Consider the following 26766-nt stretch of genomic DNA (forward strand, 5'->3'; position numbering starts at 1 on the left):
GGGGAATGACGGGCATGGGACACCATGTCCGTTTTTTTTCGTTTAAAATTGCACACCACTTACGCCTAGACCAAGTACCTCGATGACCGCCCCACTGGATTCCACCCTTGTTGCACAATTCCTCTCCGATAATCCGCAGTTCTTTGAAGAGCACGCTGATTTGCTGGGAGAGATCAAACTGTCCAGCCCGCTGACCGGCCGCGCCGTCTCGCTGCAGGAACGCCAGATGGAAGTGTTGCGCGACAAATACAAAACGCTGGAACTGCGCATGAGCAACCTGATGCGCCTGGCCTCGGAAAACGAAGCCATCGCCAACAAGTTCCACCGCTGGACGCAGATCCTGTTGCAATCGGAAGACGTCGGCTCCATGCCGCACGCGGTTGCCGGCGGCTTGAAAACCGCGTTCGAGGTACCGCAAGCCACCGTGCGCATCTGGGGCACCGCGCCCGACTACTTGGACGAGTGGTTCGTCAAGGGCGTGTCGGAAGACGCGCGCATCTTTGCCAACAGCCTGCTGGCCCCATACTGCGGCGCCAACAAGGACTTCGAGGCGGTGCGCTGGCTCGATGATCCAAGCGCCGTGGTATCGACCGTCATCATCCCGCTGCGCAAGCCGGGCGACAAGCAAGCCTTCGGCCTGCTGATCATGGGCTCGCAAGACGCCAACCGCTTCACCTCGCTGATGGCGACCGATTTCCTGGTCCACATCGGCGAAACCTCCAGCACCGCGCTGGCCTGGCTGCTGGCCTGAGCGCCATGAGCGACGCTCCAGACAGCAAGCTGGCCTGGATCGACGCCTACCTCGCCCACCTGAAAGGCGTGCGCCAGCTGTCGGCGCACACCGTTGCCGCCTACGCCCGCGATTTGCACGAATTGGCGGCGCTGTCCGGCGCGGTTGACTGGTCGCGCATCGACCAGCACGCCATCCGCCGCCTGACCGCCAAGCTGCACGCGCGGCAACTCGATCCCCGTTCGATCGCCCGCAAGCTGTCCAGCTGGCGCGGCTTTTTCAATTGGCTCAGCGAGCAGACGCCGCTGGCCGCCAACCCGGTGCAAGGCGTGCGCGCGCCGAAACGTGCCAAGACCCTGCCGCGCGCGCTGTCGGTGGATGACGCCGTGCAGCTGGTGGCGCCGTCGCGCCCCACAGCCGGCGCCTCGCCCGAACCGGCCGAGCTGTGCAACCGCGCCATGTTCGAATTGCTGTACTCGAGCGGCTTGCGGGTCTCCGAACTGGCCGGGCTGGACGTGACGCCCGCCAAGGACAGCCTCGGCTGGGTGGAAGCCGGCAACCAGGAAGTGACCGTCACCGGCAAGGGCAACAAGCGCCGTACCGTGCCAGTCGGCAAGGAAGCGCTGGCGGCGCTGCAAGCGTGGCTGGCGGTGCGCCCAGCGCCCGCCGACGGCAGCAACGCCCTGTTCCTCAGTACGCGCGGCACCCGCGTGTCGCCGCGGGTGATCCAGCAGCGCTTGCAGCAGCATGGCGTGACCAGCGGCGCGCCGGTGCACGTGCACCCGCACATGCTGCGCCACTCGTTTGCCTCGCACGTGCTGCAATCGTCGGGCGATTTGCGGGCGGTGCAGGAAATGCTGGGCCACTCGAGCATCAGCTCAACGCAGGTCTACACGGCGCTGGACTTCCAGCACCTGGCCGAGGTCTACGACAAAGCCCATCCACGCGCTAAACTGAAGTAGATTCCCGGCGACGCGTGCTGATATTGCTCAATCAGGCGAATTGCTAGTGCCGGAAAAATTCCGGCATAATCAGCCGATTGCATTTGTGCATTTTGAAAAGACTGACAAGACCCATGGCTATGATTCCTACCACCATCCTCACCGGCTTCCTCGGCGCCGGCAAGACCACGCTGCTCAACCGCATCCTGCAGGAAGACCACGGCATGCGGATTGCCGTCATCGAGAACGAATTCGGCCAGGAAAACATCGACAATGAAATCCTGGTGCAGGACACCGGCGAACAAATTGTGGAAATGAACAACGGCTGCATCTGCTGCACCGTGCGCGGCGACTTGATCGTGGCCTTGAGCAACCTGGCGCAAAAGCGCGAAGCCGGCGAGATCCAGTTCGACCGCGTGGTGATCGAGACCACCGGCCTGGCCAATCCGGGCCCGGTGGCGCAGACCTTCTTCGTCGACGAGGAAGTAGGCACTCACTACATGCTGGACGCCGTGGTGACCGTGGTCGACGCCCGCCATGCCATGGATCAGCTGGATCAGCACGAAGAAGCCCAGCGCCAGGTCGGTTTTGCCGACAAGCTGCTGCTGTCCAAGACCGACCTGGTGAGCGAGGAACAGCTGGCCACGCTGACCGCCCGCCTGGCCCGCATCAACCCGCGCGCGCCGGTCAGCAAGTCCGATTTCGGCCGTGCCCCGATCAGCGAGGTGCTGGATCTGAAAGGCTTCAACCTCAACGACAAGCTGGAACTCGATCCCGACTTCCTGCTGACCGAGCAAGCGCACGAGGAAGGCCATGTGCACGACGAACACTGCGGCCATGACCATCACCACCACCATGATCATCACGATCACCACGATCACCACCACGGCCACCACACCGACGACATCGCGGCCTTCGTGTTCAAGAGCAACCGCCCGTTCGACACGGCCAAGCTGGACGAGTTCCTCGGCGGCCTGGTCAATGTGTACGGGCCTCGCATGCTGCGCTACAAAGGCGTATTGTTCATGCAGGACGCTGATCGCAAGGTAGTATTCCAGGGCGTGCACCAGATCATGGGCAGCGACCTCGGCGCAAAATGGGGAGAAAACGACGTTCGTGGCAGCAAAATGGTATTTATTGGTAAAAATCTGCCCAAAGACATCTTTATTAGCGGTTTGGAACAATGTCTGGTATAAACTATCCGGGTTTTGTATGTTGATGACAACTCTGTCGTATCGAAGGTAAGCGAAGTTATGACCAAAACTAATAAATCGACCCCCGCAGCCCCTGAGCGCATCCTGACCGAAGAAGAAATTCTGGCGATGGATGACAAGGATTATATGAATCCTGCTCAAATGGCTTTCTTCAAGGCGAAACTGCAAGCCTTGGAAAAAGAGCTGCTGAAAAATGCCGGCGAAACCACCGAACACCTGCGCGAAACCGTGCTGGTACCGGATCCGGCTGACCGCGCCACCATCGAGGAAGAACACGCGTTGGAACTGCGTACCCGTGACCGCGAGCGCAAGCTGCTGAAAAAAGTCCAGCAATCGATCGTTGCCATCGACGGCGGCGACTACGGCTGGTGCGAGGAAACCGGCGAACCGATCGGCATTCCACGCCTGATCGCGCGTCCCACCGCCACCCTGTCGCTGGAAGCGCAGCAGCGCCGCGAACTAAAGCAAAAGCTGTACGGCGACTAATCCCGCCCGCAGCATCCAAAAAGCACGCGCTTAACCCCGCGTGCTTTTTTTACGGCTACACTATGCTGCTATGGGATTGTTCTCTCTCTTCAAGAAAACCGATGCGCTGCCGCCGCTGACCGACGACGAGCAGGCGCGGCTGGCCGCCAATAGCGAGGCCGAACGCCAGAGCCAGGCCGCGCGCCAGCGCGAGATCGCCCGCGCCACCGCCATGAAGATAGACGCGATTGAATCGGCCATGGCGGCCGATATTTTCAACTTGCCGGAACCGGCGTGGGGCAGCCAGCGCCCGCCACGTCCGCTGCGCGCCGCCGACGCGGACGACGACTTCAGCGGCATCCCCACCACCCTGCTGCTGACCGACGAACTGCCGCTGGCCAGCGCCGACGACAGCACGCCGGTGGTGGAAGAAATCGCCATCCTGTACGCCAACGGCCAGACCGCCGTGGCGCAGCAAATGCTGACCGCCGCCGTGGCTGAGACCGCCGGCCAGAACAGCGACCGCGCCGCATGGTGGATGCTGTTCGATCTGTACCAGGTGAGCGGCCAGCAAGACGCCTTCGACAACCTGTCGATCGACTACGCCAGCACCTTTGAAACCTCGCCGCCGCCATGGCAGGCGATGGCCGCGCCATCGGCCACGTCGCCGGACTGGGCCGGGCTGACCCCGACCGAGTCCTTCAGCGGCGCGCTGGGCCCGCACATTGCGCCGCAGCTCGATCGCTTGCGCAGCCTGGCCGGCGCCAACCCGGTGCTGCGGCTGGAGTTCACCCGCGTGGCGGCCGTCAACGCCGACGGCGCGGCGCTGCTGCTGGGCACCCTGCGCCAGCTGCAACAACAGCAGCGCGAACTGATCCTGGTCGGCGCGGCTGCCCTCACCACCCATCTGCGCAGCAACCTCGCCATCGGTCGCCGCGACGAGGGCGAAGCCGTCTGGCTGCTGTTGCTGGAACTGCTGCAACTGCAAAACCGCGAAAAAGAATTCGAGCAGGTCGGCATGGATTACTGCGTGACGTTTGAAGTCTCGCCGCCCTCGTTCACGCCGCCGCACAAGGTCGCCATGGCGCCGGCGCAACACGTGTCGGCCTCGCCCGACCGTTTCATGTTGCCGCCGATCATAGAACAGCAACTTGGCGCTTTACTACCGGCCATCCAGCAGTATGCTGAACAGTACCCGGCGCTGGTGTTCGACTGCTCGCGGCTGGCCCGCATCGACTACGCCTGCGCGATCCAGCTGCACAGCGCGCTGCAAGAGCTGGCCGCTGCGCAGGAAGGCCGCAAAATCGCCTTCCGCGACGTCAACCACCTGGTCACCGCGCTGTTAAGATTGCTAGGCTACGCCAACCTGGCGCGCATATATCCCCACAAGTACTGACTTGCATTTTTAGTTTCCAGCCCCACTTTTCAGCCTTGAGGCAGTCTGCATCATTACTTTGAGGTAACTATGGAACAATTTCACGGCACTACCATTCTGTGCGTGCGTCGCGGCAAGCAAGTCGCGCTCGGCGGCGATGGCCAAGTCACGCTCGGCAACATCGTCATGAAGGGCACGGCCCGCAAGGTGCGCAAGGTCTACCAAGGCAAGGTCCTGGTCGGTTTTGCCGGCGGCACCGCCGACGCCTTCACCCTGCTCGACCGCTTTGAGGGCAAGCTGGAAAAGCACCAGGGCAATCTGCTGCGCGCCTCCGTTGAGCTGGCCAAGGATTGGCGCACCGACCGCGTGCTGCGCCGCCTGGAAGCGATGCTGCTGGTGGCCGATGCCGAGTCGACGCTGGTAATCACCGGTAACGGCGACGTGCTGGAACCCGAAGACGGCGTCGGCGCCATCGGCTCGGGCGGCACCTACGCCCAGTCGGCCGCCAAGGCGCTGGTGGAGAACACGGAACTGTCGCCGGCGGAGGTGGTCAAAAAATCGCTGACCATCGCCGGTGAACTGTGCATCTACACCAATCTGAACCACATCATTGAGACACTGGATCCAGCATGAACATGACCCCGCAGGAAATCGTCGGCGAACTCGACAAACACGTGGTGGGCCAAGGCAAGGCCAAGAAGGCCGTTGCCATCGCGCTGCGCAACCGCTGGCGCCGTCAGCAAGTTGAGGAGCCGCTGCGCCACGAAATCACGCCGAAAAACATCCTGATGATCGGGCCTACCGGTGTCGGCAAGACCGAGATCGCGCGCCGCCTGGCCAAGCTGGCCGATGCGCCGTTCATCAAGATTGAAGCGACCAAATTCACCGAAGTCGGCTACGTCGGCCGCGACGTGGACACCATCATCCGCGACCTGATCGATATCGGCGTCAAGCAAACGCGCCAGTCGGAAATGGCGAAGGTGCGCACCCGCGCCGAAGATGCGGCTGAAGACCGCGTGCTCGACATCCTGCTGCCGCCGGCGCGCGATTTCGGCTTCACGCCGGCGGGCTCGGAAGCGCCCAAGGATGACGCTACCCGTCAAACCTTCCGCAAGCGTCTGCGCGAACACGAATTGGACGACAAGGAAATCGAGATCGAGCTGGCCGACGCCGGCCCGCAAATGGAAATCATGGCGCCGCCCGGCATGGAAGAAATGACCGAGCAGATCAAGTCCATGTTCTCCGGCATCGGCTCGCAGCGCAAGAAAGCGCGCAAGGTCAAGATCAAGGAAGCCATGAAGTTCCTGATCGACGAGGAAGCCGCCAAGCTCATCAACGAAGACGAGATGAAGCAGAAGGCCATCCAGAACGTCGAGCAAAACGGCATCGTGTTCCTCGACGAGATCGACAAGATTGCTTCGCGTTCGGAAGTGGGCGGCGCCGATGTGTCGCGCGCCGGCGTGCAGCGCGACTTGCTGCCGCTGGTGGAAGGCACCACCGTCAACACCAAGTACGGCATGATCAAGACCGATCACATCTTGTTCATCGCTTCGGGCGCCTTCCATCTGGCCAAGCCGTCGGATCTGATTCCCGAGCTGCAAGGCCGCTTCCCGATCCGGGTGGAACTGGAGTCGCTATCGATAGCCGATTTCGAACGCATCCTGACCAGCACCGACGCTTGCCTGACCAAGCAGTACGAGGCCTTGCTGGCAACCGAGGACGTCAAGCTGGAGTTCTCGCCGGAAGGCATCAACCGCCTGGCGGAGATTGCCTACTCGGTCAATGAGCGTACCGAAAACATCGGCGCGCGCCGTCTGTACACGGTGATGGAAAAGCTGCTGGAAGAGTTGTCGTTCACGGCCACCGAAGACACCGGCAAAACCATCGTGATCGATGCGGCCTACGTGAATGCCCGTCTGGACGCGCTGGCGGTCAACGAAGACCTGTCGCGGTATGTGCTGTAAGTTCGTGCCGTAAGAGGATCACCTTCGGCGGGGGCCGGTCATGGCTCCCGCTCCCGGTGTATGCCTACAGTGTGCCTCATGCGCGCGCGATGTACTAACAGATTATTCCGCGAACTAGTTTCCAAGCCTAAAGGTATCGTGTTACGATACCTTTTTGTTTTTCTAGCCAGGCGAAAGATGAGCTCACCGGAATTGCTGCTGCAAGTGCTGCGCACCCAGATGCGGGCTGCGGGCGTGACCTACAAAATGCTGGCCGAACGCATTTCGATGAGCGAGTCGAGCGTCAAGCGCATGTTCGGGCAGCAGGACATGTCCTTGTCGCGGCTGGCGCAAATCTGCAAGGCAGCCGGCGTGCCGATGGAAGACGTGCTGCGCGGCGCCGCCGACGCCACGCCGCAAGCGGATCGCCTGACGCTGACGCAGGAAAAATCGCTGCTGGCCAATCCCAAGCTGCTGCTGATGGCCATTAGCTGCCTCGGCCATTGGACGGTAGAGCAAGTGCTGGAAACCTACGACCTCACCGAGCCGGAATGCATCGTCCTGCTGGCCGAACTCGATCGTTTGGGATTGATTGAGTTGAAGCCGCTGAACCGCTACCGCCTGCGCGTCTCCAACGCTTTCCGCTGGCTGCCGGACGGCCCGGTGCAGCAATTCTTCCGCGAGCATGTGGTGGACGACTACTTCGGCGGCAGCTTCAACGGCGATGGTGAAACCTTGCTGTGCCTGCCGGCGCGCCTGTCGCAGCCGAGCGCGCAAGAACTGGTCGGCCGCATCCAGCAACTGGCCGGCGAACTAGCCCGGCTGCACCAAGGCGACCGCCGCCTGACACCGCAAGACCGCGACGGCTTCACCCTCCTAATCGGCTTCCGCTCCTGGGAATTCGCCGCCTTCACCGCCCTGCGCCGCAGCGCCTCTACCAGATAGGGCCGAGGAACAGGTAGCCGCTGCTTTTGCCGCCTTTGGTGGTGCCGGTGCCGAGGTAGAGCGGGCCGAAGCGGGTGTCGACCGAGATGAAGGCGCTGGCTGCTTGCTTCAGCTTGCCCCAGCGTAGCGGGTCGGCCGGACTGTAGGCGCCGCCGGCTTCCAGCGAAAAGCCGAGGCGGACGTCGCCGCCCAGCGCGGCCGGCATGGCGCCGATGCTGCGCGCCATCACCACCCGGCCCAGCACCGTGCGGCTGCCCACCACCGACTCCGGCGTGGTGCCGGACAAGCGCAGGAAGCCGCCCAGATTATTGTCGGTCGCGCCGCCTTGGCTGCGCGCCCATTCCGCATACACATGGCCTGCCCAGCGGCCGGTGTGGAAGGCTTCCAGCGCTTGCAACCGCTGCCGTGTCGGCACCGGCGCTTCGTTGCGTGATTTTTCCACGGCGCGTTGCCACTCCAGGCTGAACAACGTGCCGCGCGTTGGGAAGGCGATGGTGTCCAGCGTATCGACGTTGAAGCTCAGCTCTTGCACGGTCTGGAGCGCACGCTGATTGGTCAAGTCTTCCGGGATCGCCAGATGGGCATTGCTGACCTGCCGCGCCACGGTGTAGCGCAAGTCGCCCCAGCGTCCCAACTGCCGGCCCAGCGATAACTGAGCCACGCTCACATCGTAGGAGTAGCGCGCCTGGCGGAAGCCATTGGAGTTGAAGATGTCGGCCGCGCCCGAGCCATATTGCAGCGCCGGCGCCACGTACCATTGCGAACCGGCGCCCAGCGGTTGCCAGAACTGCGTTCCCAGCACGCGCTCGGTGCCGACGCTGGCGATGGTGCGCAGCTCCGCGCCCCAGTCGTTGAGCGACGACAGCACATGCATAGCCTTGAACTGGAACGCGCTGTTCTCGCTGAAGTCACTATTCAGCTCAAGTCCGACGCGCAAGCGGCTGTGCGCCCAATCGGCCTCGGTTGGTTTGATGAGCACACTGCGACCGCTTTCATCATCGCGCACCTCGGTTTCCACGCGCGCGAGGTCGCCGCGGCCAAACAGCAGATTGCCTGCTTGCGTAGCCTGCTCGCTGGTCACCATCTGGCCCAGTTGCAGGCCCGTTTGCACTTCCAGTTCTTTTGGATTGATGCGGCCACTGGCCGCCACTTCCAATTTAGTCAGCTTGACCGGCTGGTCGATGGCGATCGGCGCCGACGAGCGATTCACTTCGTACGCCGCATACTGCGCTTCCGGCAAAGCCAGCGCCACCAGCTTGGCGCTCATGGCGCGCACCGCCGCTTCGCCCTCTTTCATCGCACGGTCATGACGCGCAAAATCAAGGAAGCCAATGCCGCCAAGGTCTGGTTGCAAAAGGATGTCATTTGGACGCAGCTCCTTCAGCGAGCGCTGAACGTTTTGCTCGGTCAGAATTTGCAGCATCTGCTGGGCCACGCTGACCGCGCTGACCAACTCCTTCTCCTGCGCCAGCGGCGTGCCGACGTTGACCGCGATGATGATGTCCGCGCCCATCTCGCGCGCCACATCGACCGGCAGATTGCGCACCAAGCCGCCATCCACCAGCAAGCGCTGATTGACGCGCACCGGCGCAAACACGCCCGGCACCGCCAGCGAAGCACGCATGGCGAGGAATAGCGGCGTATCGTTCAACTCCACCAACTCACCCGTGACCAAATCCGAAGCGACGGAACGGAATGGCAATTGCAGCAGATTGGCCGGCTTGTCGCGCGCACCAGGCGGCAGCACGCGGGTCAGCGCCAGTTCCAGCGCCTCGTTACCGGCAGCGGCAGGCGGCAGCGACACGCCGTCCAAGTGTGCGCCGAATTCAATCCGCGACGGCAGCAGCAAGTCCTCTTCGCGGCGGCGATACACCAGTTCATCGCGCGGCGGGCGATCCGCCACCACCGCATTCCAGTCGGTGCGGCGCACCAGCTGCTCCAGCTGATCGACCGAACTGCCGGCAGCATACGCGCCGCCAACCACGCTGCCCATGCTGGTGCCAACCACCATATCAACCGGGATGCGCAATTCCTGCAAGGCGCGCAGCACGCCGATGTGCGCGAAGCCGCGCGCACCGCCGCCGGACAGCACCAAGGCTACTTTAGGACGCGGCTTGATCGATGCATCCGGCGCGACCGAAGTGGCGTTGGGCTGCACCGCCGCCGGCGCAGGTGCAGCCAAGGCGGTGGACAAGAAAAAGCCGCAGCATAAAGCTGCGGCCAGGGTTCGGAAATAAGCCATGGGCTATCCTACTGACGATCGTTGGTGGGGATGGGCTGTATGCCGCGCTGCGGCGTGGTCTGGGCGTTCTGCTGCGGGATGGCCGGCGGCTGGCCCGGGGTTTGCTGTGTCGATGAAGGTGGCGGAACTGGAGCAGGCGCCGGCGCCGCAGGCTGCACCACCGGCGGCGGCACGGTTGCCGGCAGCGGCCCCATGGCGCCCGGCAGCATCGCCGGCCCGCTCGACACGCCGGCGTCGCTCGGCAAATCAACACGCTTCATCACGCCGCCTTCGGACAAGATCACGTGGCGCGCGTGCACCTCTTTCACAATCACGCCCGGCAGCACTTCTTTGCCGACCGCCAGCGCCACGGCCGGCTTGCTATCGACCGAGATGATGGCTGCGCTATCTTCGCCGCGCGCAGCAACCACGCCTTTCAGCTGGTAATTGCTGACCGCGGCCACGCTGACCTGTCCACCGAACAGGCCTTTGGCCGCATCAAGATTCACGCCCATCGGCGGCGGCGCGGGCGGCGCGGCAATCGCGCGCTGCTGCGGCTTGAACAACTGCAGTCCCCAATACGCCAGCGATGCCGACAACAGCACCACGGCGAGAACAGTAAGGATTAAAGGCAAACGCTTCATGGTGTCCTTTATCAGCGTACCAGCTGATTAATTTCGATAATAGGCATCAGCACCGCCAGCACGATCAGCAGCACCACGATACCCATGGCCAGGATCAGGGCCGGCTCCAGCAGACCGGCAATGGTCAGCGTGCGGCGTTCAAGGTCTGATTCCTGCGCGGCGGCGGCGCGATCCAGCATGGCCGGCAGTTCGCCGGTGATTTCACCGGCGCGGATCATGTGCACCAGCATCGGCGGGAAGTGCTTCTGCGCCGACAGCGCGCGCGCCAGGCTCACGCCTTCGCGCACGGCGTCGCTGGCCTCTTCCACCAGCTCGCGCATGGCGACGTTGTTGAGCGTATCGCGGCTGGTTTCCAGCGCGCGCAGAATCGGCACGCCGGAGCCGGTGGTAATCGCCAAGGTGCTGGCGAAACGCGCCGTGTTCAAGCTGCGCTCAAATTTTCCGTACAGCGGTGCGGTCAGCAGCCAGGTATGCCAGCGCCGTTTCAGCGCGATGTTTTGCAGCGCGCGCCGCCAGGCGAACCAGGCGCCGATCAGCGCAATGCCAACCACGATGCCGTAGCTGCGCACGAAGTCCGACACCGCCAGCATCACGATGGTCAGGAACGGCAGCTTTTGCTTGGTGTTGGCGAACACCGAAACGATCTGCGGCACCACGTAGGTCAGCAGGAAGATCACGATGGAAAACGCCACCACCGTCACAATCGCCGGATAGGTAAAGGCCAAGCGCACCTTCTGGATCAATGCGTTGCGGCGTTCAATGTAGTCGGCAAGGCGCGACAGCACGCGCGACAACTGGCCGATCTGCTCACCGGACGCCACCAGCGCGCGGTAGATTTCAGCGAAGTCGCGCGGATGGCGGCCCAGCACCACCGACAGCGAATCGCCGCCGATCACTTCCGAACGCACCGAGGCAATCAGGTCGCGCAGGTACGGACGTTCCGCCTGTTCCAGCAAGGCGGTAAAGGCCTGTTCCAGCGGCAGGCCCGCTTCCAGCAGGCTTGCCAGCTGGCGCGTGAACAGCGCCAGCTCGGTCGAACTTAAAACCTCGCCAAAGCCACGGCGCTTGGCCGCGCCGGAAGAATCCACTTGTGCGGCGATCTGCTCGACCTTGAGCGGCACCAGTCCCTGCGTGCGCAACTCGGAACGCGCCGAGCGGGCGCTGTCCGAATTCAGGACGCCTTTCTTGGTGGCGCCGCCGGCATCAACGGCTTCATAACGGAATGCTGGCATGCCTAGTCCTTAGTCACGCGCATCAACTCGGCCTGCGTGGTGGTGCCGCTGGCCAGCCAACGTTCGCCGTCTTCGCGCATGGTCTGCATGCCGTCGCCTATCGCAGCGGCCTTGATTTCCGCTTCCGATGCGCGGTTGTGGATTTGCGCGCGGATTTGCTCCGTGGTTTCCAGGAATTCGTAGACGCCCACGCGGCCTTGGTAGCCGGTGTGGCCGCAGTGTTCGCAGCCGACCGCATGCCACAACTTGCCGTCGTAGGTTTTGCAGCTCGGGCACAGCTTGCGCACGAGGCGCTGCGCCAGCACGCCCAGCAAAGTGGACGACAGCAGGAACGGTTCAATGCCCATATCCAGCAAACGGGTTACCGCAGCAGCAGCGTCGTTGGTGTGCAGCGTCGCCAATACCAAGTGACCGGTCAGCGAGGCTTGCACCGCAATCTGCGCAGTTTCAAGGTCGCGGATCTCACCAATCATGATCACGTCCGGGTCTTGGCGCAGAATCGCGCGCAAGGCTTTGGCGAAGGTCATGTCGATACGCGGGTTGACCTGCGTCTGGCCAACGCCCGGCAAGTCATACTCGATAGGATCTTCCACCGTCATGATGTTGGTGGTGGTGGCGTTCAGCAGCGACAGCGCGGCGTACAGCGTGGTGGTTTTACCGGAGCCGGTAGGGCCGGTCACCAGCACGATGCCGTGCGGCTGGTTAATCAGCGAATCGAACTTCGGCAGCATGGTTTCACTCATGCCGAGGTGATTCAAATCGAGGCGGCCCGCTTCCTTGTCCAGCAAACGCAATACAGCGCGTTCGCCGTGGCCGGTCGGCAGCGTCGAGACACGCACGTCCACCGGCTTGCCGCCGATGCGCAGCGTGATGCGGCCGTCCTGCGGCAGGCGCTTTTCGGCGATGTCCAGCTGCGCCATGATTTTGATACGCGAAATCAGCGAACCGTGAATCGCCTTGCGCGGACGAACCACGTCGCGCAGCGTGCCGTCGACTCGGAAGCGCACCACGGACGTTTGCTCAAACGGCTCGATGTGGATATCGGAAGCGCCGTCGCGCAGCGCCTGCGTCAGCAGCGCGTTGATCATGCGGATCACCGGCGCATCGTCGGACGATTCCAGCAGGTCTTCAATCGCCGGCACGTCTTGCAGCAGCTTGGTCAAATCCAGGTCGGCGTCGAATTCTTCCGCCACCATGGAGGCGTTGGCGCCCGAGCTGGCGTAAGCGGCAGCGATCGCGCTTTCCAAATCGGCGCGCGTCATGTGCTTGAGCTGAATGCGGCCGAAGCGGCGCGACACCTCGGCAATCGCCGCCGGCGCGGTAGCGCCGCACATCAGCACATCGACCGTGTGTTCCGCATCTTCGCTGTGCTGGGCCAGCACCACGAAATCGCGGGCGAAGGCGTAAGGGAGAAGGTTGCTCATATCACTGCTGCGGCTTGACGTTTTCGGCGGCGCCCGGCGCGCGGACGGGGACAGGCGCCGGCGGCACAGGTGCGGCAACCGCGCCGCCGCTGACCGGCGCGCCGTTTTGCAGCTTAGGGAGCACTGGCTGGCCGAGATCCTGCACCAGGATGCTGTCCGGCGGTTTGATCGCTTCCTGCTGGCTGCGCATGTAGTCGTAACGGTCGGTGGCGAGGCTGGTGCTCTGCTCCTTGTTGCGGATCACGACCGGGCGCAGGAACACCATCAGGTTGGTCTTCTTGCGGGTGCGCGACTGCGACTTGAACAGGTTGCCCAGCACAGGGATATCACCGAGGCCGCGCACCTTGTCGGTGCCGTCGCCTTCCGTATCTTCAATCAGGCCACCCAGCACGATGATCTGGCCGTCATCGGCGATCACGTTATTTTCGATCACGCGGTTGTTCAGCGTAATGCCCGATTGCGCGGTCAGGGTCGACTTATCCACGCTCGACGTCTCGTGGTAAATCGCCAGCTTGATGGTGCCGCCTTCGGAAATCTGCGGGCGTACTTTCAGCGTCAGGCCGACGTCCTTGCGGTCGATGGTCTGGAATGGATTGCTGTTGGTGCCCGACGTGGTGGTGAACTGGCCGGTCAGGATAGGCACGTTCTGGCCAACGCGGATGGTGGCCAGTTCGTTATCCAGCGTGACCATGTTTGGCGTCGACAGAATGTTGGCGTTGCCGTCCGATTCCAGCGAGTGCGCCAGCGCGCCCAGTCCCAGCGCGCCGCCGATCTGCTTGAAGACCCCAATCGACAGGCCGTTGTTCGGAATGCCGGCGCCCTTGTTGGCGTAGATCGAGGTCAGCGCGCTATCGGTGCCGCCAGTGGTGAACGATTGCAGGCCGCCGATGCGGTAGGTGCTGTTCGCGTTGCCGCTGGCGCCGACCCACTGCACGCCGAACTCGGACGCCTTGTCGGACGTGACTTCGACGATCAGCGACTCGATGTAGACCTGCGCGCGGCGCACGTCCAGCTGGTCGATCACGGCGCGCAGGTTGCGGTACACCGATTCCGGCGCGGTGATGATCAGGGTGTTGGTGCTGGCGTCGGCCTGAATGAAACCGGCCGAACCGCCGCCGCTGCCCTGCTGCTGGTTGCTGCCCGAGCCGCTCAGCAGCGGATTGCTTGGGCCGGTGCTGCCGCCGCCGGACGTGTTGCTGCTGCCGGTGCTGTTGTTGTTATTGCTGCCGAAGCCACCGCTATTGTTGTTGCCAGTCTGCGAGTTGGTGCTGCCGCTGGCGCTCTGCTGCGACACTTCGCCCGACACCACCGAGCGCAAAGTCTGCGCCAGCTTGGTGGCTTCCGCATTCTTCAGGTAGACCACGTGCACATTGCCCAATTCCTGCGTCGGCTGATCGAGTTTGGCGATCAGCGACTTGGCCAGGTTGGCGCGCGCCGCCGACGGTGCGCGCAGCACCAGCGAGTTGGTGCGCGGGTCAGCCAGCACCGAGGTCTTGCCGCCATCGGCAGCGCCGCCGGAAGAATCCAGCAGCTTGTTCATCATGGCCGCGAGGTCGCTGGCGATGGCGTAGCGCACCGGGATCACGTCCAGGTCTGCCACCGCCGGCGCATCCAGCGCAGCGACGATTTTAGCCAGGCGTTTGACGTTGTCGGCGTAGTCGGTCACCACCACGCTGTTGTTGCCAGGGTTGGCGTTGATGGTGTTATTCGGCGAAATCAAGGGACGCAGCACCGTCACCACGTTGTTGGCCGACTCGTAATTCAAGCGGAAAATCTGGCTGACGATTTGATCGCCCTTGGCCTGCGTGCCGTCGACCTGCGTCGGGCCGGCTTGCAGCTTGGCGTCCGCTTCCGGCACCACCTTGGCGTAGCCGTCGCCGCTGACCACCGCGTAGCCTTGCAGGCGCAGCGCGGAGGTCAACAGGCTAAAGGCCTGCGACTTGGTCACCGGCTTTTCCGAGACCACGGTCAGCGTGCCTTTCACGCGTGGATCGATCACGAAGGTGATGTTGGTGTAGTGGCCCACTGCCTTGATGACCGACTCGATGTCGGCGCCGACAAAGTTCAGCGCAGCGTCGTCGGCCGCAGCATGCGCCACCACGGGCAGCAACAGCGCGGCGGTCGGCGCGGCGCTGATCGCGCAGCACAGCATCGCACCTGCGCTCAAACGGCGCAGCGCAGGAAGATTGGGTTTGCTCACGAACTGGTTTTTCATAGTCTGAACTTTATCTTTAGTGGAACTCTAATGCGATGACGTTGCGGTCAAAACCTGGCTTACGCTGGCCCAGCAAATTCAATAGATTGGCCAGCGTCTCTTCGTATCCTTGTGCTGCCTCGGCCTGCCCGGAAAACTGTAAGCGGCCGTTATTCAAGCTTCCCCGGCCGCTCAGCAACAGCGGCCCTTTCACGGAACTGAGCGTCAACTGCGCCTGCTGGCCGTGCCAGTCCAGCGCCATGGCGTAACTGCCCAGCGGCCGGATCGACGACAGGCGCGACGCCATGTCGGTCATCTCCAGCGTGGTGCGGCCTTCAACGCTCAACTGGCGATTGGCCAGCACCAGCTCCAAGCCGGTCCACGACAAGCGCATGGTGCCGCTCGGCGCCATGGTGTTGAGCGGCGCGCCCAAACCAGCCAAGCCCTCGGCCGGCAGCAGCAGCGCCGATGGGCTCAACTGCCATTGCGACCAGCCGCCGTGGAAGGTCACCGGCTGCAATAGCGCTTCCGGGTTCTCCAGTTGGAGTTCCACCATGCCGACCAGCGCCAGCGGCGAAATCTTCCAGCTGAAACGCCCCGGCAGCAGCGGTGTGACCGGGCTGTTATTGCCTGCCGCGCCGCCGATAAAGGCGGAACCGCGCCACAGCGTACCTTGCGCATCCCCCAGCGTCAAACGGCCGCCGGTGCGCTGCTCAACAATGGAACCCAGCCACGCGGCCGGGAAAAACACCAGCAGCGTCACCACGACCGTCAGCACCACGGTCAGCAACCATAGCATGGCGCGCTTCATCGGACTCCCTGGCGCAGCGTCAGGCTGGCGTTGACCACGCCCGGCGCGTCTTGCGCGGTAAAGCTGGCGTCCACCACGTTGATGCGGCTCTCGATGCGGATGGCGTCCAGCCAGGCCACCACGCCGGCGTACTGCGCGCCGTTGAACTGCACCTTGGCGTATTCGCCGGTGACGTTGAGCGATTGCGGATTGAGGCCACGCGCGGCCAGGCCGGCGTTGAGGTTATCGCGCGTCATCGGCGTTGGCGCGATGGTGTTTTGGCTTTGCAGCGCTTGCGCTTCGCGCGCCATGTTCTGCATCTCGGCCGCTTGCTGGTGCATCTGCGGCAGCGATTTATGCAGCGCCGCGCGGCCGCTCAGCGCCGGGTCTATCAGCACGGAGTAGAACAGGCCCAGTCCCAGCACGATGCCGCCGATGCGCAGCAGCTTGCGTTCCTGGTCGGTGCGCTCCTGCCAGAAGGTGTCGGCGCGGGTGCGCAGTTCCTGGAATTGATTCGGCTTGCTCATGATTTTCCTCCCGCCGCCGGCACGATCTTCCATGAACCGGGCGTCGGCTCTTGCAGATCCAGCTTGCGGCCGGTCAGCGCGGAGCGCAGCTGTGCTACGGCGGCTGCGTCCACGGTGTTTGGTTTGACCTTGACCACCAGCGCGTGATCCTTGTATTCCAGCGTGGCGATGATGTCGCGGCGCGGCAGTACGCTCAGCGCTTCGCCGAAGCCGGCGCTCAGGTTCACAAATTCATCCGCGCCGACTTCGCCGCTATTGGCTTTGGCGAGGCGGATGTTGCGGTTCATCTGATCCAGCGGCGCGGCGATCAGCGGCTCTTTCGGATAGACCGATTTGAAGGTCTGCTTCATCGCCTGATCTACGGCCTTGGCCTCGTTCTTGAGGCGCATCCATTCGATGTTCAGGCCAACCACGTTGACCAGCAGCGCCGCCACGGCGATGCGCAGCGGCCAGCGCCAGCGCTGCCATGCGCGCGCCGAGCTGCCGCTGGCGCCCAATGCCGGCGCCAAGTCCAGCCCTGCGCTGCGCGCTGCGGCGACCCAGTGCTGCCATTGGTCTTCTTCCAGCGTCAGGTGCGGGATCTCGGCGGCCAGCGATTCAAAATGTGCTTTCTGCGCTTGGTTCAGGTACAGCGTCACCGGCTGGTCGCCGGCCAGTGCGCGCAGGGTTTGCAGCGCGGCTTGCGGTTGCGCCGGCAGCGTCAGGCCGAGGCCTTCGAATTGCGATTGGCGCAGGATCAGGTCAAAGCCTGCATCGCCTTGCAGCAGGGTGGCCGAAACGGCGCCCGGCTGGAACGGCAGGCACAGTTGCGACGGCACCACCGACACCGAATGCGCGCCTTGCGCCAGCAGTGCCTTGACCAGCACTTCCAGCCACGCGCGCTGCACTACGGCCACGGTGCGCAGGCCTTCGCTGTCTTCAGCGGTGGCGGCCAGCACGCAATCAGCCGGATCGCCCAGCACTTGTTCTTCCACCAGCGCCGGCAGCGCGGCCTTCAGCTTGGCGGCCGACAGCGGCGGCGCTTTCACGCGCAGCAGGGTGGTGTCCGGCGCGGCCAGCAGCAGCACTACGCGGCGCGAAGAGGCCACCAGGTCTGCCAGATTGCCCAGCGGCGCCGAACCTTGTTGCAGCAGGTTGCCGCCGTCGCCCACCAGCGCGAACGGGCAGGTCTGGGCCGCGCCGCTGTCGACGCTGGCCTTGGCCGGATAGCGAATAAATAATGTCGTCAAAGGATCTCGCTTTCGTTCATCGCTGTTCTAGTATTCCCGTATCCATTCCACCGTGGTGTAGCCTCTTGCACGCTTCAGCAGCGACTGCGTTTCCAGCGTGGCGCGGTCCAGTTTCACGCGGCTGTAGGCCAGGAAGTAGTCGCTGCGCACACTGAAACTCACACCGGCCTTCTTGCCCTGCATCTGCGACACCCCCGTGAATGACCCCGTGTTCAGGTAGTACACGGTCTTGCGTGTGCTGACCATGGCCGCAGCATCCGACAGCGACAGTCCAGGCACCAGTGCCGACAACAACTCTGCCGGTGCAGTATTCACGTTCAGCGGCGTGGCGCTGGGCAGTATGATGACATAGTCGCGCAGCTGTTCAACGGCTTGCGGCGTAAAGCCCGCCACCGCCAGCAGATCTTCCACCCGCACCAGTCCAACCGGCTGGGTGGTCGTGGTGGTTTGCTGCGCGGGTGTGGGCTGAGCATTGGTCACCAAATCCGCCACGCCGCGCGCCAAGCTGGAATCCAGCCGCAAATTGTTCAGCAGGCGCTCGAAAACCTCTATCTCAGCAGTGTTGGGCTGCTTGCCGGCACCGGCAAGATTCGCCAGATTGTAGCGCGACTGCGCATCGATCATGCGGCCGGACAGGGTGGCGTTGAAGTTCTCGCCCTGCTGGCGCTCACGCTCGACGTAATCATCGAGCCGCGTCTCTTCCAGCGGCGTGGCCCAAATGCCGTTCAGTTGCGTGACAAGTGGCGAGTCGTTAAAGTCCTGATTCAAGATCAAGCGGCTCAAATCCAGCGCACCGCGCAAAATCCAGCGCGTTTGCAGTTGCAGGCGCTGATTTTCCATCGAGCGCACCTGCACCTGCTGCAACCAGAACAAGCTAGTGACGATGGTCACCGCCAGCGTGGTAAGCAGCAGCGCCGTGATGACGGCCACGCCTCGTTGCCGCTGTCGTTGCAAATGCGGCTTCATAGAGCCCCCAACAGGAAGGACTTCACCATCGGGATTTCCTGGCCCTGCTGCGTCATCGACACTTCCAGTCCGGTCGGGAGATTGGCGCTGCCAGCGGCGCCCGCAGTCGACACGCCGGCCGCGGCACGCCAGCCTGCATTGCCGGTACTCGCGCCGGGAATCCAGAAGCGCGTCGCCATGCCTTGCACGCCCGATTGCAGCGCCACGGCAGCCATGCTGGAATCGGTATCGGCCAGCGCGGCCTGCCACAGATTGTCGAGTTGCGTCAGTTCGCGGGTAGCCAGCGACTCGCGCCGCGTCAGCACGCCGCCCACAACGCGGTACGACACCACCTGCAAGCGCGTTGGCTGATTTTCGCCCATCACCATGCGCACCAACGTGATGCGGTCATTCTCTGCCTGCATAAAGGCGCGGCTTTGCAGCAGCGCGCTATCGGCCAGATTCTCGCAATCGCTCTGCATCTGCGCGAACGCCAGTTGCAGGCCGCGCGTCTGCTCCATGCCGGCGGTCAGCGTGGAGCGCGAGCGGATGATGCTATCGAGCCCGCGCCAGCCCAGCACCGCGATGATGGCGAGGATGGAAATCGCCAGCAGCAGTTCAATCAGCGTGAAACCAGGCTGTCGATGAACGCGTTTCATCATCATGGGCTCAGCACCAGTTGCACCAGCTTGATGATGCGGCGCTCAGGATGTGCGGCTTCAAACACGCTCACCTCCACGCGGCGGAAGCGCGGGTTCGGGCTGGCGATGACTTCTTCCTCGCACATCAGCAGCAGGTCGCCCTGCGGGCATTCGTAGGTTTGCTTGCCGATCGGCGGGAAGGACTTGGACAAGCGCATTTGCACCAGCCGGTTCTCGGCCGACCACGTGGCCATCATATTGGCGCGCAGGCCATCGCTGTTGGAGGTAAGGCTGCCGACCGCGCGCAGCGACGCAATCAGCGCGGTGGCGACGATCATCAGTGCGACCAGCACTTCCAGCATGGTGAATCCGCGATGAGACGATGGCCGGCGCATATCAATCCACCGTGAAATGGCCGATGCCGTCGGCGCGGATGGCGATGCTGGCGCCGTCGCTGGACACCATATTCAGCACAAAGGGTTTGTCGACCGGCTCGCGGCCGAAGATGATGCGCAGCGTGGGTTCCGGCAGCGGCGGCGCCGGGTCGAGCAGCAGCGTGACCGGCGCGTTCTTGAATTCGCGCTCGCGCAGCAGGTCGTCGTTAACCACCTGCTCCCATTGCTTGTTGTCGTTGCGGATCATGAAGCGGTAGTTTTCCGGGCCTGCTTCAAAGGCGATCTGGCGGTTGCGCACGATGGCTTCATCGCGCGCCAGTTGCAGCAGCAGCGCGATGCGCTTGGCGTCCTGCTGCATCGACTGCTTCTGGCCCGGCAGCGCGTTGAGCGACACCAGCCCCAGGATGATGCCCAAGATGACCATCACCACCAGCAGTTCAATCAGCGTGAAGCCACGCTCGCGGCGCATGATCAGCGATCAGTAATCAGTTATCCCAGGAGCCGATATCGGCGTCGTCGCCGGTGCCGCCAGGTTGACCATCAGCGCCGTAGGAGAAGATATCGATCTCGCCCTTGATGCCCGGCGACAGATACTGATACTGATTGCCCCATGGGTCTTTCGGCATCTTCTCAACGTAGCCGCCGGCCTTCCAGCCGTTAGCCGCTGGGCCGCCGGTTGGCTTTTCGATCAGGGCTTGCAGGCCTTGCTCGGTGGTCGGGTAGCGCTGGTTATCCAGCTTGTACAGTTTCAGCGCCTGCATCAGGGTCGCGATATCGACCTTGGCGGCGGCGATCTTGGATTCGCCGGTGCGGCTCAGCAGCTTAGGCACCACCAGCGCGGCCAGCACGCCCATGATCACCACGACCACCATGATTTCGATCAGCGTAAAGCCGCGTTGCGCGCGGCTGCGAAGGTTCAGCTTTTTCATAGTATGACAACACAAATAAAAATGAGTGCAGAGTATAAGGCGGAATCAGGGCCCTTGCGACTTTTGGCCCTAATTTATCCGTTTTAGCGCTTAACGCGCCCTTAATATGACAGTTTCTTTACAAGACCTTACGCTTTAGTCGTGTTTACGGGCGCTCGCTTCCACCCGGGCGCGGGCGCCTTCGTTGCCGCCGCCATAACTTACCTTGGCCGGCGCCGTGCCCTTGCTCACTTGCGGCGCATCGCTCACGAACGGCGCGATGCCCAGCGCCGCGTCAATCTCCTGCGGGTAAATCAGGTAGCCGCGCGTGATGACTGCCGATACCTTGCGCACGTCTTCAATGTTCTTGGTCGGATCGCCGTCCACCAGCACGATGTCGGCCAGCTTGCCCGCTGCGATGCTGCCGCGGTCATTGCTGGTGCGGGTGTAGCGCGCGCCGTTGCGGGTTGCCACTTGCAGCGCCTGCGCCGGCGTCAGGCCGGCTTTGACCAGCATCGCCAGTTCGGAGTGCAGCGTGAAGCCGGCGATATCGTCGGTACCGGCCACGATAGGCACACCGGCCTTGTACATGAGGCCGACGAATTCCACCATCTTGGCGTAGGACTTCTCGTAGCGCTTGAGCTGCGCGTCGCCATCGATCTTCATGGTGCCGACCTTGAAGCCGCGCGCCACGTCCGGCGGCATGTTCGCCGCCAGCGCCGCATACGGCTCGTTCATATCGCCGTCGCGCTGCTTGAGGAAGGCGAAGGTGGCCATGGTTGGATCGATCGAAATCTGCTTCTTGGCCAGCAAGGCGACGAAGTCCTTCACCGGCTTGGAGTTGAAGTCGAGATCCGCTACTTTTTCAGCAGGCAGCACAAAGCGGTTCAGGTTACGCGTTTCGGTATCCGGCTTGACGAGGAAGTTCAGCAGCACTTGGTTGATGTGCTGGATTTCGTCGTAGCCCGCGTCCAGCGCTTCCTGCGCGCGCAGGCCGGCCGGGATGTGGCCGGACACGCGCATGCCGCGGCTGTGCGCATAGGCGATGGTGTCCTTCAGGATGGCTTTCGGGAAGGAGTTGTAAATCTTCAGCTGCGGATAGCCGCGCTGCGCGTACCAGTCGATCGCGTCCTTGGCTTGCTGCAGGTCTTTGATGACGTAACCGAGATTGGCGCTGTATGGGCTCTCGCCTTCGAGGAAGCCGGCCGGCACCACCTGCGGCGCCAGCAGCTTGCCGGCAGCCGTTTCATCGAGCATGGCTTGCAGCTGCTTGTTGTCGTTGCCCATGTCACGCACGCTGGTGACGCCGGTCGACATATTCAGCGCGCCAGACCAGCGGTCGACGTGGCCGTGCAGGTCGAACAGGCCAGGCAGCACGATGCGGCCGGCGGCGTCGATCACGTTGTCGGCGTTGCGCGTTGGCGAACCGGCTGGCTGGATGGAGGTGATGCGGCCGCGCAGCACATAAATGTCGGACGGCTGGCCGACAGTGGCTTTCTCGCTATCGAAGATGCGCGCGTTGCGCACCACGGTCAGGCCGTCGAGCGGGTGCTGCAACTTGGCGGCGGCGTCGGTCAGCATCTGCTGCTCGGCGGCTTTCTGGCGCTGGCCCAGCACCGGCGCGGCAGACTGCCAACCCTCTTCCAGCACGTTGCCGAAGCCCGGCATGATCACGCCGAACAGGCGTGGTTGCGCGCCGGCGGTGGCCCAGTAGAACGACGGCGACAGGCCGATGCCGGTTTGCGCCAGCAAATTCACGGTTTGTTTCTGGCCGGTGGCGCTGGTGACTTCCACGCTATCGAGCACGCGCTGCGACAGGGTGCCCGATGGCAGCAGCGGCAGTTTGCCGTCCGGCGTTTTCGCTACCGCACTAATGGCCACCGATGCTACTTCAAACGAGGAATTCAGCGGCAGGTAGGCGGCCGCGCCGCTGACGGTTTTGGCGCCCTGCTCGGAGGTCGACTTCCACGTGGCCTGATCGCCCTTGCGGCTGAACTGCTCGTTCACCACCGCGCCAAAGGTCGAATTGCCTTTGACGGCGTACTCGGTCATGGTGCCGTCCGCGCCAACGCGGAATTGTTCCTCCAGATCCGGGCCGCGGCCGTTATCCTTGTATCCGAAAATGACTTTGGTCAGGCCGTCGTCATGACGCTCGACGATCTGCTGGCCGATTTGCTTGTTGGCGTTTTCGGAGATGATCAGGTACTTGGTGGTGGTCGTGGCGGCGTGCGCGCTAAAGGCAGCGGCCAGTGCGAGAGGCAGTACGGCGAGGCGTTTGTTCAGCAAGTTCAATCTCCTTTTGTTTGAGCGGCGCACACCGGGCAAGCGCCATTGCGCCCGACGATGATGCTCGTCCATTCCATGTGTAATCCGTCTAACATCATCAAGCGTCCGGCCAGCGAGCCGCCCACGCCCATCAGCAGCTTGAGCGCTTCGGCCGCCTGCATGGCGCCAACCACGCCCACCAGCGGCGCGAACACGCCCATGGTGGAACAGGCCACGTCTTCAAATTGCTGATCCTGCGGGAACAGGCAGGAGTAGCAAGGCTGCTCACCGCTGCGGGGATCGAAAACGCTGATCTGGCCATCGAAGCGGATCACCGCGCCCGACACCAGCGGTTTATTCGCGGCCACGCAAGCGCGGTTCACGGCGTGGCGGGTGGCGAAGTTGTCGGTGCAGTCGAGTACCACGTCGGCGTCGGCGACCAACTCGGCGAGGCGCGCATCATCTACGCGCTCGTTCAGCGCGGTGACGATGATTTCAGGGTTGATTTGCTGGAGCGTGAGGCGCGCCGATTCGGCCTTGGACTGGCCGACGCGCTCCGTGGTGTGGGCGATCTGGCGCTGCAAGTTGGTCAGATCGACCGTATCGTTATCGACCAGCGTGATATGGCCAACGCCGGCCGACGCCAAATACATGGCGGCCGGCGAACCGAGGCCGCCGGCGCCGATCACCAGCGCGTGCGCGTCCAGCAGATTTTGCTGGCCTTCGATGCCGATTTCGTCGAGCAGGATATGGCGCGAGTAGCGCAGCAATTGTAAGTCGTTCATCGTCGCTCTGCGGCGGTGGCGCGCAGCGGTTTATTTGGACAGTTTGACCGGCAAGCCTTTGAAGTGATTCAGCGCCTGCTCCAGCTGGAAGTCTTCCTTGGAGCCGAATTCCACCGGCTTGGCTTTCTTGGCCAAGGCAGCGATGGCTTGTTCCTCTTCCTGCGGATCGCGCTTGGCCGCTTCCGCTTGCGGATCCTTGTCGTTGCCGAGGTGTTTTTGCAGGTCGGCTTCGCGCACGCGCAAGCGGTTCAGGCCATCGCCTTCCGCCGTTTCATCGACTTTCAAATCCGGCGTGATGCCCAGTGCCTGGATGGCGCGGTTCTTCGGCGTGTAGTAGCGGGCGGTGGTCAGCTTGACGGCGGTATCGGCGGTCAATTGGCGCAGGGTTTGCACCGAGCCTTTGCCAAAGGTCTGCTGGCCGATGATGGTGGCGCGCTTGTAGTCTTGCAGCGCGCCAGCCACGATTTCGGACGCCGAGGCGGAGCCGCCGTTCACCAGCACCACCATCGGCACGTCTTTCAGTGCGGCCGGCAGCTTGGCCAGCGGGTCGGTCTTGGCGCGCGGCGCGTAGAATTCCTGGCGGCCGTAGAAGGTCTCCTTGGAGCTGACCAGTTGGCCGTTGGTGGAGACGATCACCGAGTCTTTCGGCAGGAAGGCGGCCGACACGCCGATCGCGCCCGGCACCACGCCGCCCGGATCGTTGCGCAGGTCGAGCACCAGTCCCTTGATGTTCGGGTCTTGGTGGTACAGGGCGGTGATTTTCTTCGCCATGTCTTCCACCGTCGGTTCCTGGAATTGCGAGATGCGCACCCACGCGTAGCCCGGTTCCACGATCTTGGCCTTCACGCTTTGCACGCGGATTTCTTCGCGCACGATGTTGAACACCAGCGGCTTGTCTTCGTCCTTGCGGCTGATGGTGATGCTCACTTTGGAGCGCGGTTCGCCGCGCATCTTTTTCACCGATTCATCCAGCGACACGCCTTTAATCAGGGAGCCGTCGATGCGGGTGATAACGTCGCCAGCCTTGATGCCGGCCTTGAACGCGGGCGTATCTTCAATCGGCGAGACCACTTTGATGTAGCCGTCTTCCAGCGCCACTTCGACGCCAACGCCGACGAATTTACCGGCCACGGTCTCGCGCATTTCGCGGAAGGCTTTTTTATCCAGGTAGACCGAGTGCGGATCGAGCGAGGACACCATGCCGGAAATGGCTTCGGTCAGCAGCTTTTTGTCGTCGACGTTTTCGACGTAATCGCTCTTGATCAGGCCAAACACGTCGGATAGCTGGCGCAGTTCCTCAATCGGCAGCGGACTGCCGGTAACTTTTTGCGCAATGGCGGAAAACTGGAACGAGGCGGCAACACCAGCCACCATACCGAGGCCGATCAGGCCGATGCTCTTGACTTTGTTGCCCATTTTTCCCGCGAACCTTAAAACTTGACCCAGCCAGCCGGATCGAATGCTGCGCCCTGATGGCGAAGTTCAAAGTATAGCCCCGATTCCTCGTTACCGCCGCTGTTACCTGCGCTGGCAATGGGGTCGCCGCCTTTGACGATGTCGCCGACCCGTTTGAGCAGCGATTGGTTATTGCCGTAAATACTCATGTATTGGCCGCCGTGATCGACGATGATCAGGTTGCCGAAACCGCGCAGCCAGTCGGCGAACACGACACGGCCGCCGGCCACCGAGTGCACGTCGGCGCCCTCGGAAGTGCGGATGAAGACGCCCTTCCAGCTTGGGCCGTCGCCGCGCTTGGAACCGAATTTGGCGGCCACCTTGCCCGCCACCGGGGCACGCAGCTGGCCTTTTAAGCTGGCGAAGGCGCCGGCCGGCATGGCTGGCGCCAGCGCGATGTCGGCCGGCTTGGCCGGCGGCGTGTTTTCTACCGAGGCGGCCGCGCCGGCGCCACTACCGGCAGCGCCGGATCCGCTCCCGCCCTGGCCAGCGGCGGCGGCGCCACTGCTGCCGCCTGCCCCGCCGACACCCGGACGCGTAGCGGCCACTTTCGGCTCGTCGGCGTCGATTGCATCGGCTGGGTTCGGGGTGGCCGGCTTGATGGTGCCGGACTTGGTATTGCTGTTGGCCTTGGCAAGGCGCTGGCGCTCCGCCTCGGCGGCCTTGGCCTTGGCCAGCGCCCGGGCGTCGGCTTCCGCCTTGGCTTTGGCGGCGGCGCGGGCGGCGGCCAGTTGTTCCTGGCGTTTCTTCTCGGCGGCAGCGGCGATGGCTTGCTCGGCGATCAGCTTGTTCAGCTTGTCGACCAGCCCGGTCATGCGCTGCTCGTCGCGTTCGAGGTTGCCGGCTTCTTTGCGCTGGGCCACCAGTTTCTTCGACAAGGTGGTCAGCAAGGCGGCGCGGCGCGCCTTCTCCTGCTCCAGCTTGGCTTTTTGCTGTAATTGCTCCTGAGCGATTTCTTCCAGCTCGTCCTTGGCGTTCTGCGCCTCTTCCTGGTTGACCTCGACGGCCTTCAGGTTGGCGCGCAGCGAGTCCAGCAAGCGCGCCTGCGCCTGCGAGACGTAGGCCATCATCTGCAAATCGCGGTTAATCCGATTGGGATTGTCGCCCGACAGCAGCAACTTGATGCGGTCTTCGTTCCCGGCCACGTACTGCTCGCGCAGCAGCTTGGCCAGCTGCTGCTTTTGACTGGCGACCGTGGCCGCCAGCTTGTCATGCACGGCCGACAACTGCACCAGCTTGACGTTGGTATCGGCCTGCTCTTGCTGCAGGTCGCGCAGCGAGCGGTTGGCGTCCGAAATCGCCTGTTCGGACTCGGCCAGCGTATCGGCCGCGTCGTCCTTGGCGGATTCAGTCTTGCTGATGTCTTTCTTGAGCGCAGACAGCTTCTGCTGCACGCCGGCGCGTTCAGCCTCGGCGGCAGCTTTTTGCTTGCTGCGCTCGGTTGCCTTGCCGAAGGGAGCGGCTTGCGCTCCCAGCGACGATAACATCAGCAGCAGGA

At 63.2% G+C, this 26766-nt stretch carries 25 protein-coding genes; 8 read left to right on the forward strand and 17 right to left on the reverse strand.

From position 1 onward, the window contains the following. Positions 1-82 precede the first annotated feature (82 nt). The 8 genes from GTP45_RS20480 to GTP45_RS20515 all read left to right on the forward strand — a co-directional run bounded on the left by GTP45_RS20480 (position 83) and on the right by GTP45_RS20515 (position 7613). Positions 83-751, forward strand: a complete 669-nt coding sequence (locus tag GTP45_RS20480) for a DUF484 family protein (protein ID WP_161015715.1) — start codon at positions 83-85, stop codon at positions 749-751. Positions 752-756: 5 nt separating this feature from the next. After that, entirely contained in the window at positions 757-1692 is a 936-nt protein-coding gene (xerC, locus tag GTP45_RS20485) for a tyrosine recombinase XerC (protein ID WP_161015716.1), read from the forward strand. 113 nt (positions 1693-1805) lie between these two features. Then, the gene (locus GTP45_RS20490; RefSeq protein ID WP_161015717.1) at positions 1806-2867 is read left to right on the forward strand and encodes a CobW family GTP-binding protein; all 1062 of its coding nucleotides are present in this window, start codon (positions 1806-1808) and stop codon (positions 2865-2867) included. A gap of 57 nt (positions 2868-2924) precedes the next feature. Further along, a complete protein-coding gene (gene dksA, locus GTP45_RS20495) occupies positions 2925-3371 on the forward strand; it encodes an RNA polymerase-binding protein DksA (RefSeq protein WP_161015718.1) in 447 nt (148 codons plus the stop codon). Positions 3372-3441: 70 nt separating this feature from the next. Then, positions 3442-4746, forward strand: a complete 1305-nt coding sequence (locus GTP45_RS20500; protein ID WP_161015719.1) for an STAS domain-containing protein — start codon at positions 3442-3444, stop codon at positions 4744-4746. 69 nt (positions 4747-4815) lie between these two features. After that, on the forward strand, positions 4816-5358 hold the full coding sequence (gene hslV, locus GTP45_RS20505; protein WP_072788154.1) for an ATP-dependent protease subunit HslV: 543 nt from the start codon (positions 4816-4818) through the stop codon (positions 5356-5358). Then, a complete protein-coding gene (gene hslU / locus GTP45_RS20510) occupies positions 5355-6689 on the forward strand; it encodes an ATP-dependent protease ATPase subunit HslU (RefSeq protein ID WP_161015720.1) in 1335 nt (444 codons plus the stop codon). Before hslV ends, hslU begins: the two co-directional genes overlap by 4 nt. A 177-nt stretch (positions 6690-6866) precedes the next feature. Continuing rightward, entirely contained in the window at positions 6867-7613 is a 747-nt protein-coding gene (locus GTP45_RS20515) for a helix-turn-helix domain-containing protein (RefSeq protein WP_161015721.1), read from the forward strand. Here GTP45_RS20515 and GTP45_RS20520 read toward each other — a convergent pair. From GTP45_RS20520 to GTP45_RS20600, 17 genes are all read right to left on the reverse strand, one after another. Next, positions 7603-9855 carry a patatin-like phospholipase family protein gene (locus GTP45_RS20520; RefSeq protein WP_161015722.1) on the reverse strand — a complete coding sequence of 751 codons (2253 nt, stop codon included), beginning with the start codon at positions 9853-9855 and terminating at the stop codon, positions 7603-7605. The genes GTP45_RS20515 and GTP45_RS20520 overlap by 11 nt on opposite strands. A gap of 8 nt (positions 9856-9863) precedes the next feature. Continuing rightward, positions 9864-10478, reverse strand: a complete 615-nt coding sequence (locus GTP45_RS20525) for a type II secretion system protein N (RefSeq protein WP_161015723.1) — start codon at positions 10476-10478, stop codon at positions 9864-9866. An 11-nt stretch (positions 10479-10489) separates the two neighbouring features. Continuing rightward, entirely contained in the window at positions 10490-11710 is a 1221-nt protein-coding gene (gspF, locus tag GTP45_RS20530) for a type II secretion system inner membrane protein GspF (protein WP_161015724.1), read from the reverse strand. Positions 11711-11712: 2 nt separating this feature from the next. Continuing rightward, a complete protein-coding gene (gene gspE / locus GTP45_RS20535) occupies positions 11713-13134 on the reverse strand; it encodes a type II secretion system ATPase GspE (RefSeq protein WP_161015725.1) in 1422 nt (473 codons plus the stop codon). Position 13135: 1 nt separating this feature from the next. Beyond that, positions 13136-15349 carry a type II secretion system secretin GspD gene (gspD, locus tag GTP45_RS20540; RefSeq protein ID WP_161015726.1) on the reverse strand — a complete coding sequence of 738 codons (2214 nt, stop codon included), beginning with the start codon at positions 15347-15349 and terminating at the stop codon, positions 13136-13138. A gap of 16 nt (positions 15350-15365) precedes the next feature. Beyond that, positions 15366-16139, reverse strand: coding sequence for a type II secretion system protein N (locus GTP45_RS20545; protein ID WP_161015727.1), 774 nt, complete (start codon positions 16137-16139; stop codon positions 15366-15368). After that, positions 16136-16645: a type II secretion system protein M gene (locus tag GTP45_RS20550; protein ID WP_161015728.1), complete on the reverse strand. Its 510-nt coding sequence runs from the start codon at positions 16643-16645 to the stop codon at positions 16136-16138. The genes GTP45_RS20545 and GTP45_RS20550 overlap by 4 nt, the downstream gene beginning before the upstream one ends. Continuing rightward, positions 16642-17874 (reverse strand): type II secretion system protein GspL, encoded by a 1233-nt coding sequence (gene gspL, locus GTP45_RS20555; protein WP_161015729.1) that lies wholly within the window; start codon positions 17872-17874, stop codon positions 16642-16644. The genes GTP45_RS20550 and gspL overlap by 4 nt, the downstream gene beginning before the upstream one ends. A gap of 27 nt (positions 17875-17901) precedes the next feature. Beyond that, complete coding sequence (gene gspK, locus GTP45_RS20560; protein WP_161015730.1) at positions 17902-18840, reverse strand: type II secretion system minor pseudopilin GspK; 939 nt, start codon at positions 18838-18840, stop codon at positions 17902-17904. Continuing rightward, positions 18837-19484, reverse strand: coding sequence for a PulJ/GspJ family protein (locus GTP45_RS20565; protein ID WP_308494616.1), 648 nt, complete (start codon positions 19482-19484; stop codon positions 18837-18839). The genes gspK and GTP45_RS20565 overlap by 4 nt, the downstream gene beginning before the upstream one ends. Further along, entirely contained in the window at positions 19481-19855 is a 375-nt protein-coding gene (gene gspI, locus GTP45_RS20570) for a type II secretion system minor pseudopilin GspI (protein WP_161015731.1), read from the reverse strand. The genes GTP45_RS20565 and gspI overlap by 4 nt, the downstream gene beginning before the upstream one ends. A 1-nt stretch (position 19856) precedes the next feature. Continuing rightward, positions 19857-20324 (reverse strand): pilus assembly FimT family protein, encoded by a 468-nt coding sequence (locus GTP45_RS20575; RefSeq protein ID WP_161015732.1) that lies wholly within the window; start codon positions 20322-20324, stop codon positions 19857-19859. A 16-nt stretch (positions 20325-20340) separates the two neighbouring features. After that, positions 20341-20784, reverse strand: coding sequence for a type II secretion system major pseudopilin GspG (gene gspG / locus GTP45_RS20580; protein ID WP_161015733.1), 444 nt, complete (start codon positions 20782-20784; stop codon positions 20341-20343). A 135-nt stretch (positions 20785-20919) separates the two neighbouring features. Then, positions 20920-23049 carry an amidohydrolase family protein gene (locus GTP45_RS20585; protein WP_229258566.1) on the reverse strand — a complete coding sequence of 710 codons (2130 nt, stop codon included), beginning with the start codon at positions 23047-23049 and terminating at the stop codon, positions 20920-20922. A gap of 2 nt (positions 23050-23051) precedes the next feature. Further along, a complete protein-coding gene (locus GTP45_RS20590) occupies positions 23052-23813 on the reverse strand; it encodes a HesA/MoeB/ThiF family protein (RefSeq protein WP_161015735.1) in 762 nt (253 codons plus the stop codon). Positions 23814-23843: 30 nt separating this feature from the next. Further along, entirely contained in the window at positions 23844-25229 is a 1386-nt protein-coding gene (locus tag GTP45_RS20595; protein ID WP_161015736.1) for a S41 family peptidase, read from the reverse strand. A gap of 14 nt (positions 25230-25243) precedes the next feature. Then, positions 25244-26755 (reverse strand): murein hydrolase activator EnvC family protein, encoded by a 1512-nt coding sequence (locus tag GTP45_RS20600; RefSeq protein ID WP_161016158.1) that lies wholly within the window; start codon positions 26753-26755, stop codon positions 25244-25246. Positions 26756-26766 lie beyond the last annotated feature (11 nt).

The sequence above is a fragment of the Duganella rivi genome, assembly GCF_009857435.1.
Classification (GTDB): Bacteria; Pseudomonadota; Gammaproteobacteria; order Burkholderiales; family Burkholderiaceae_D; genus Rugamonas; species Rugamonas rivi.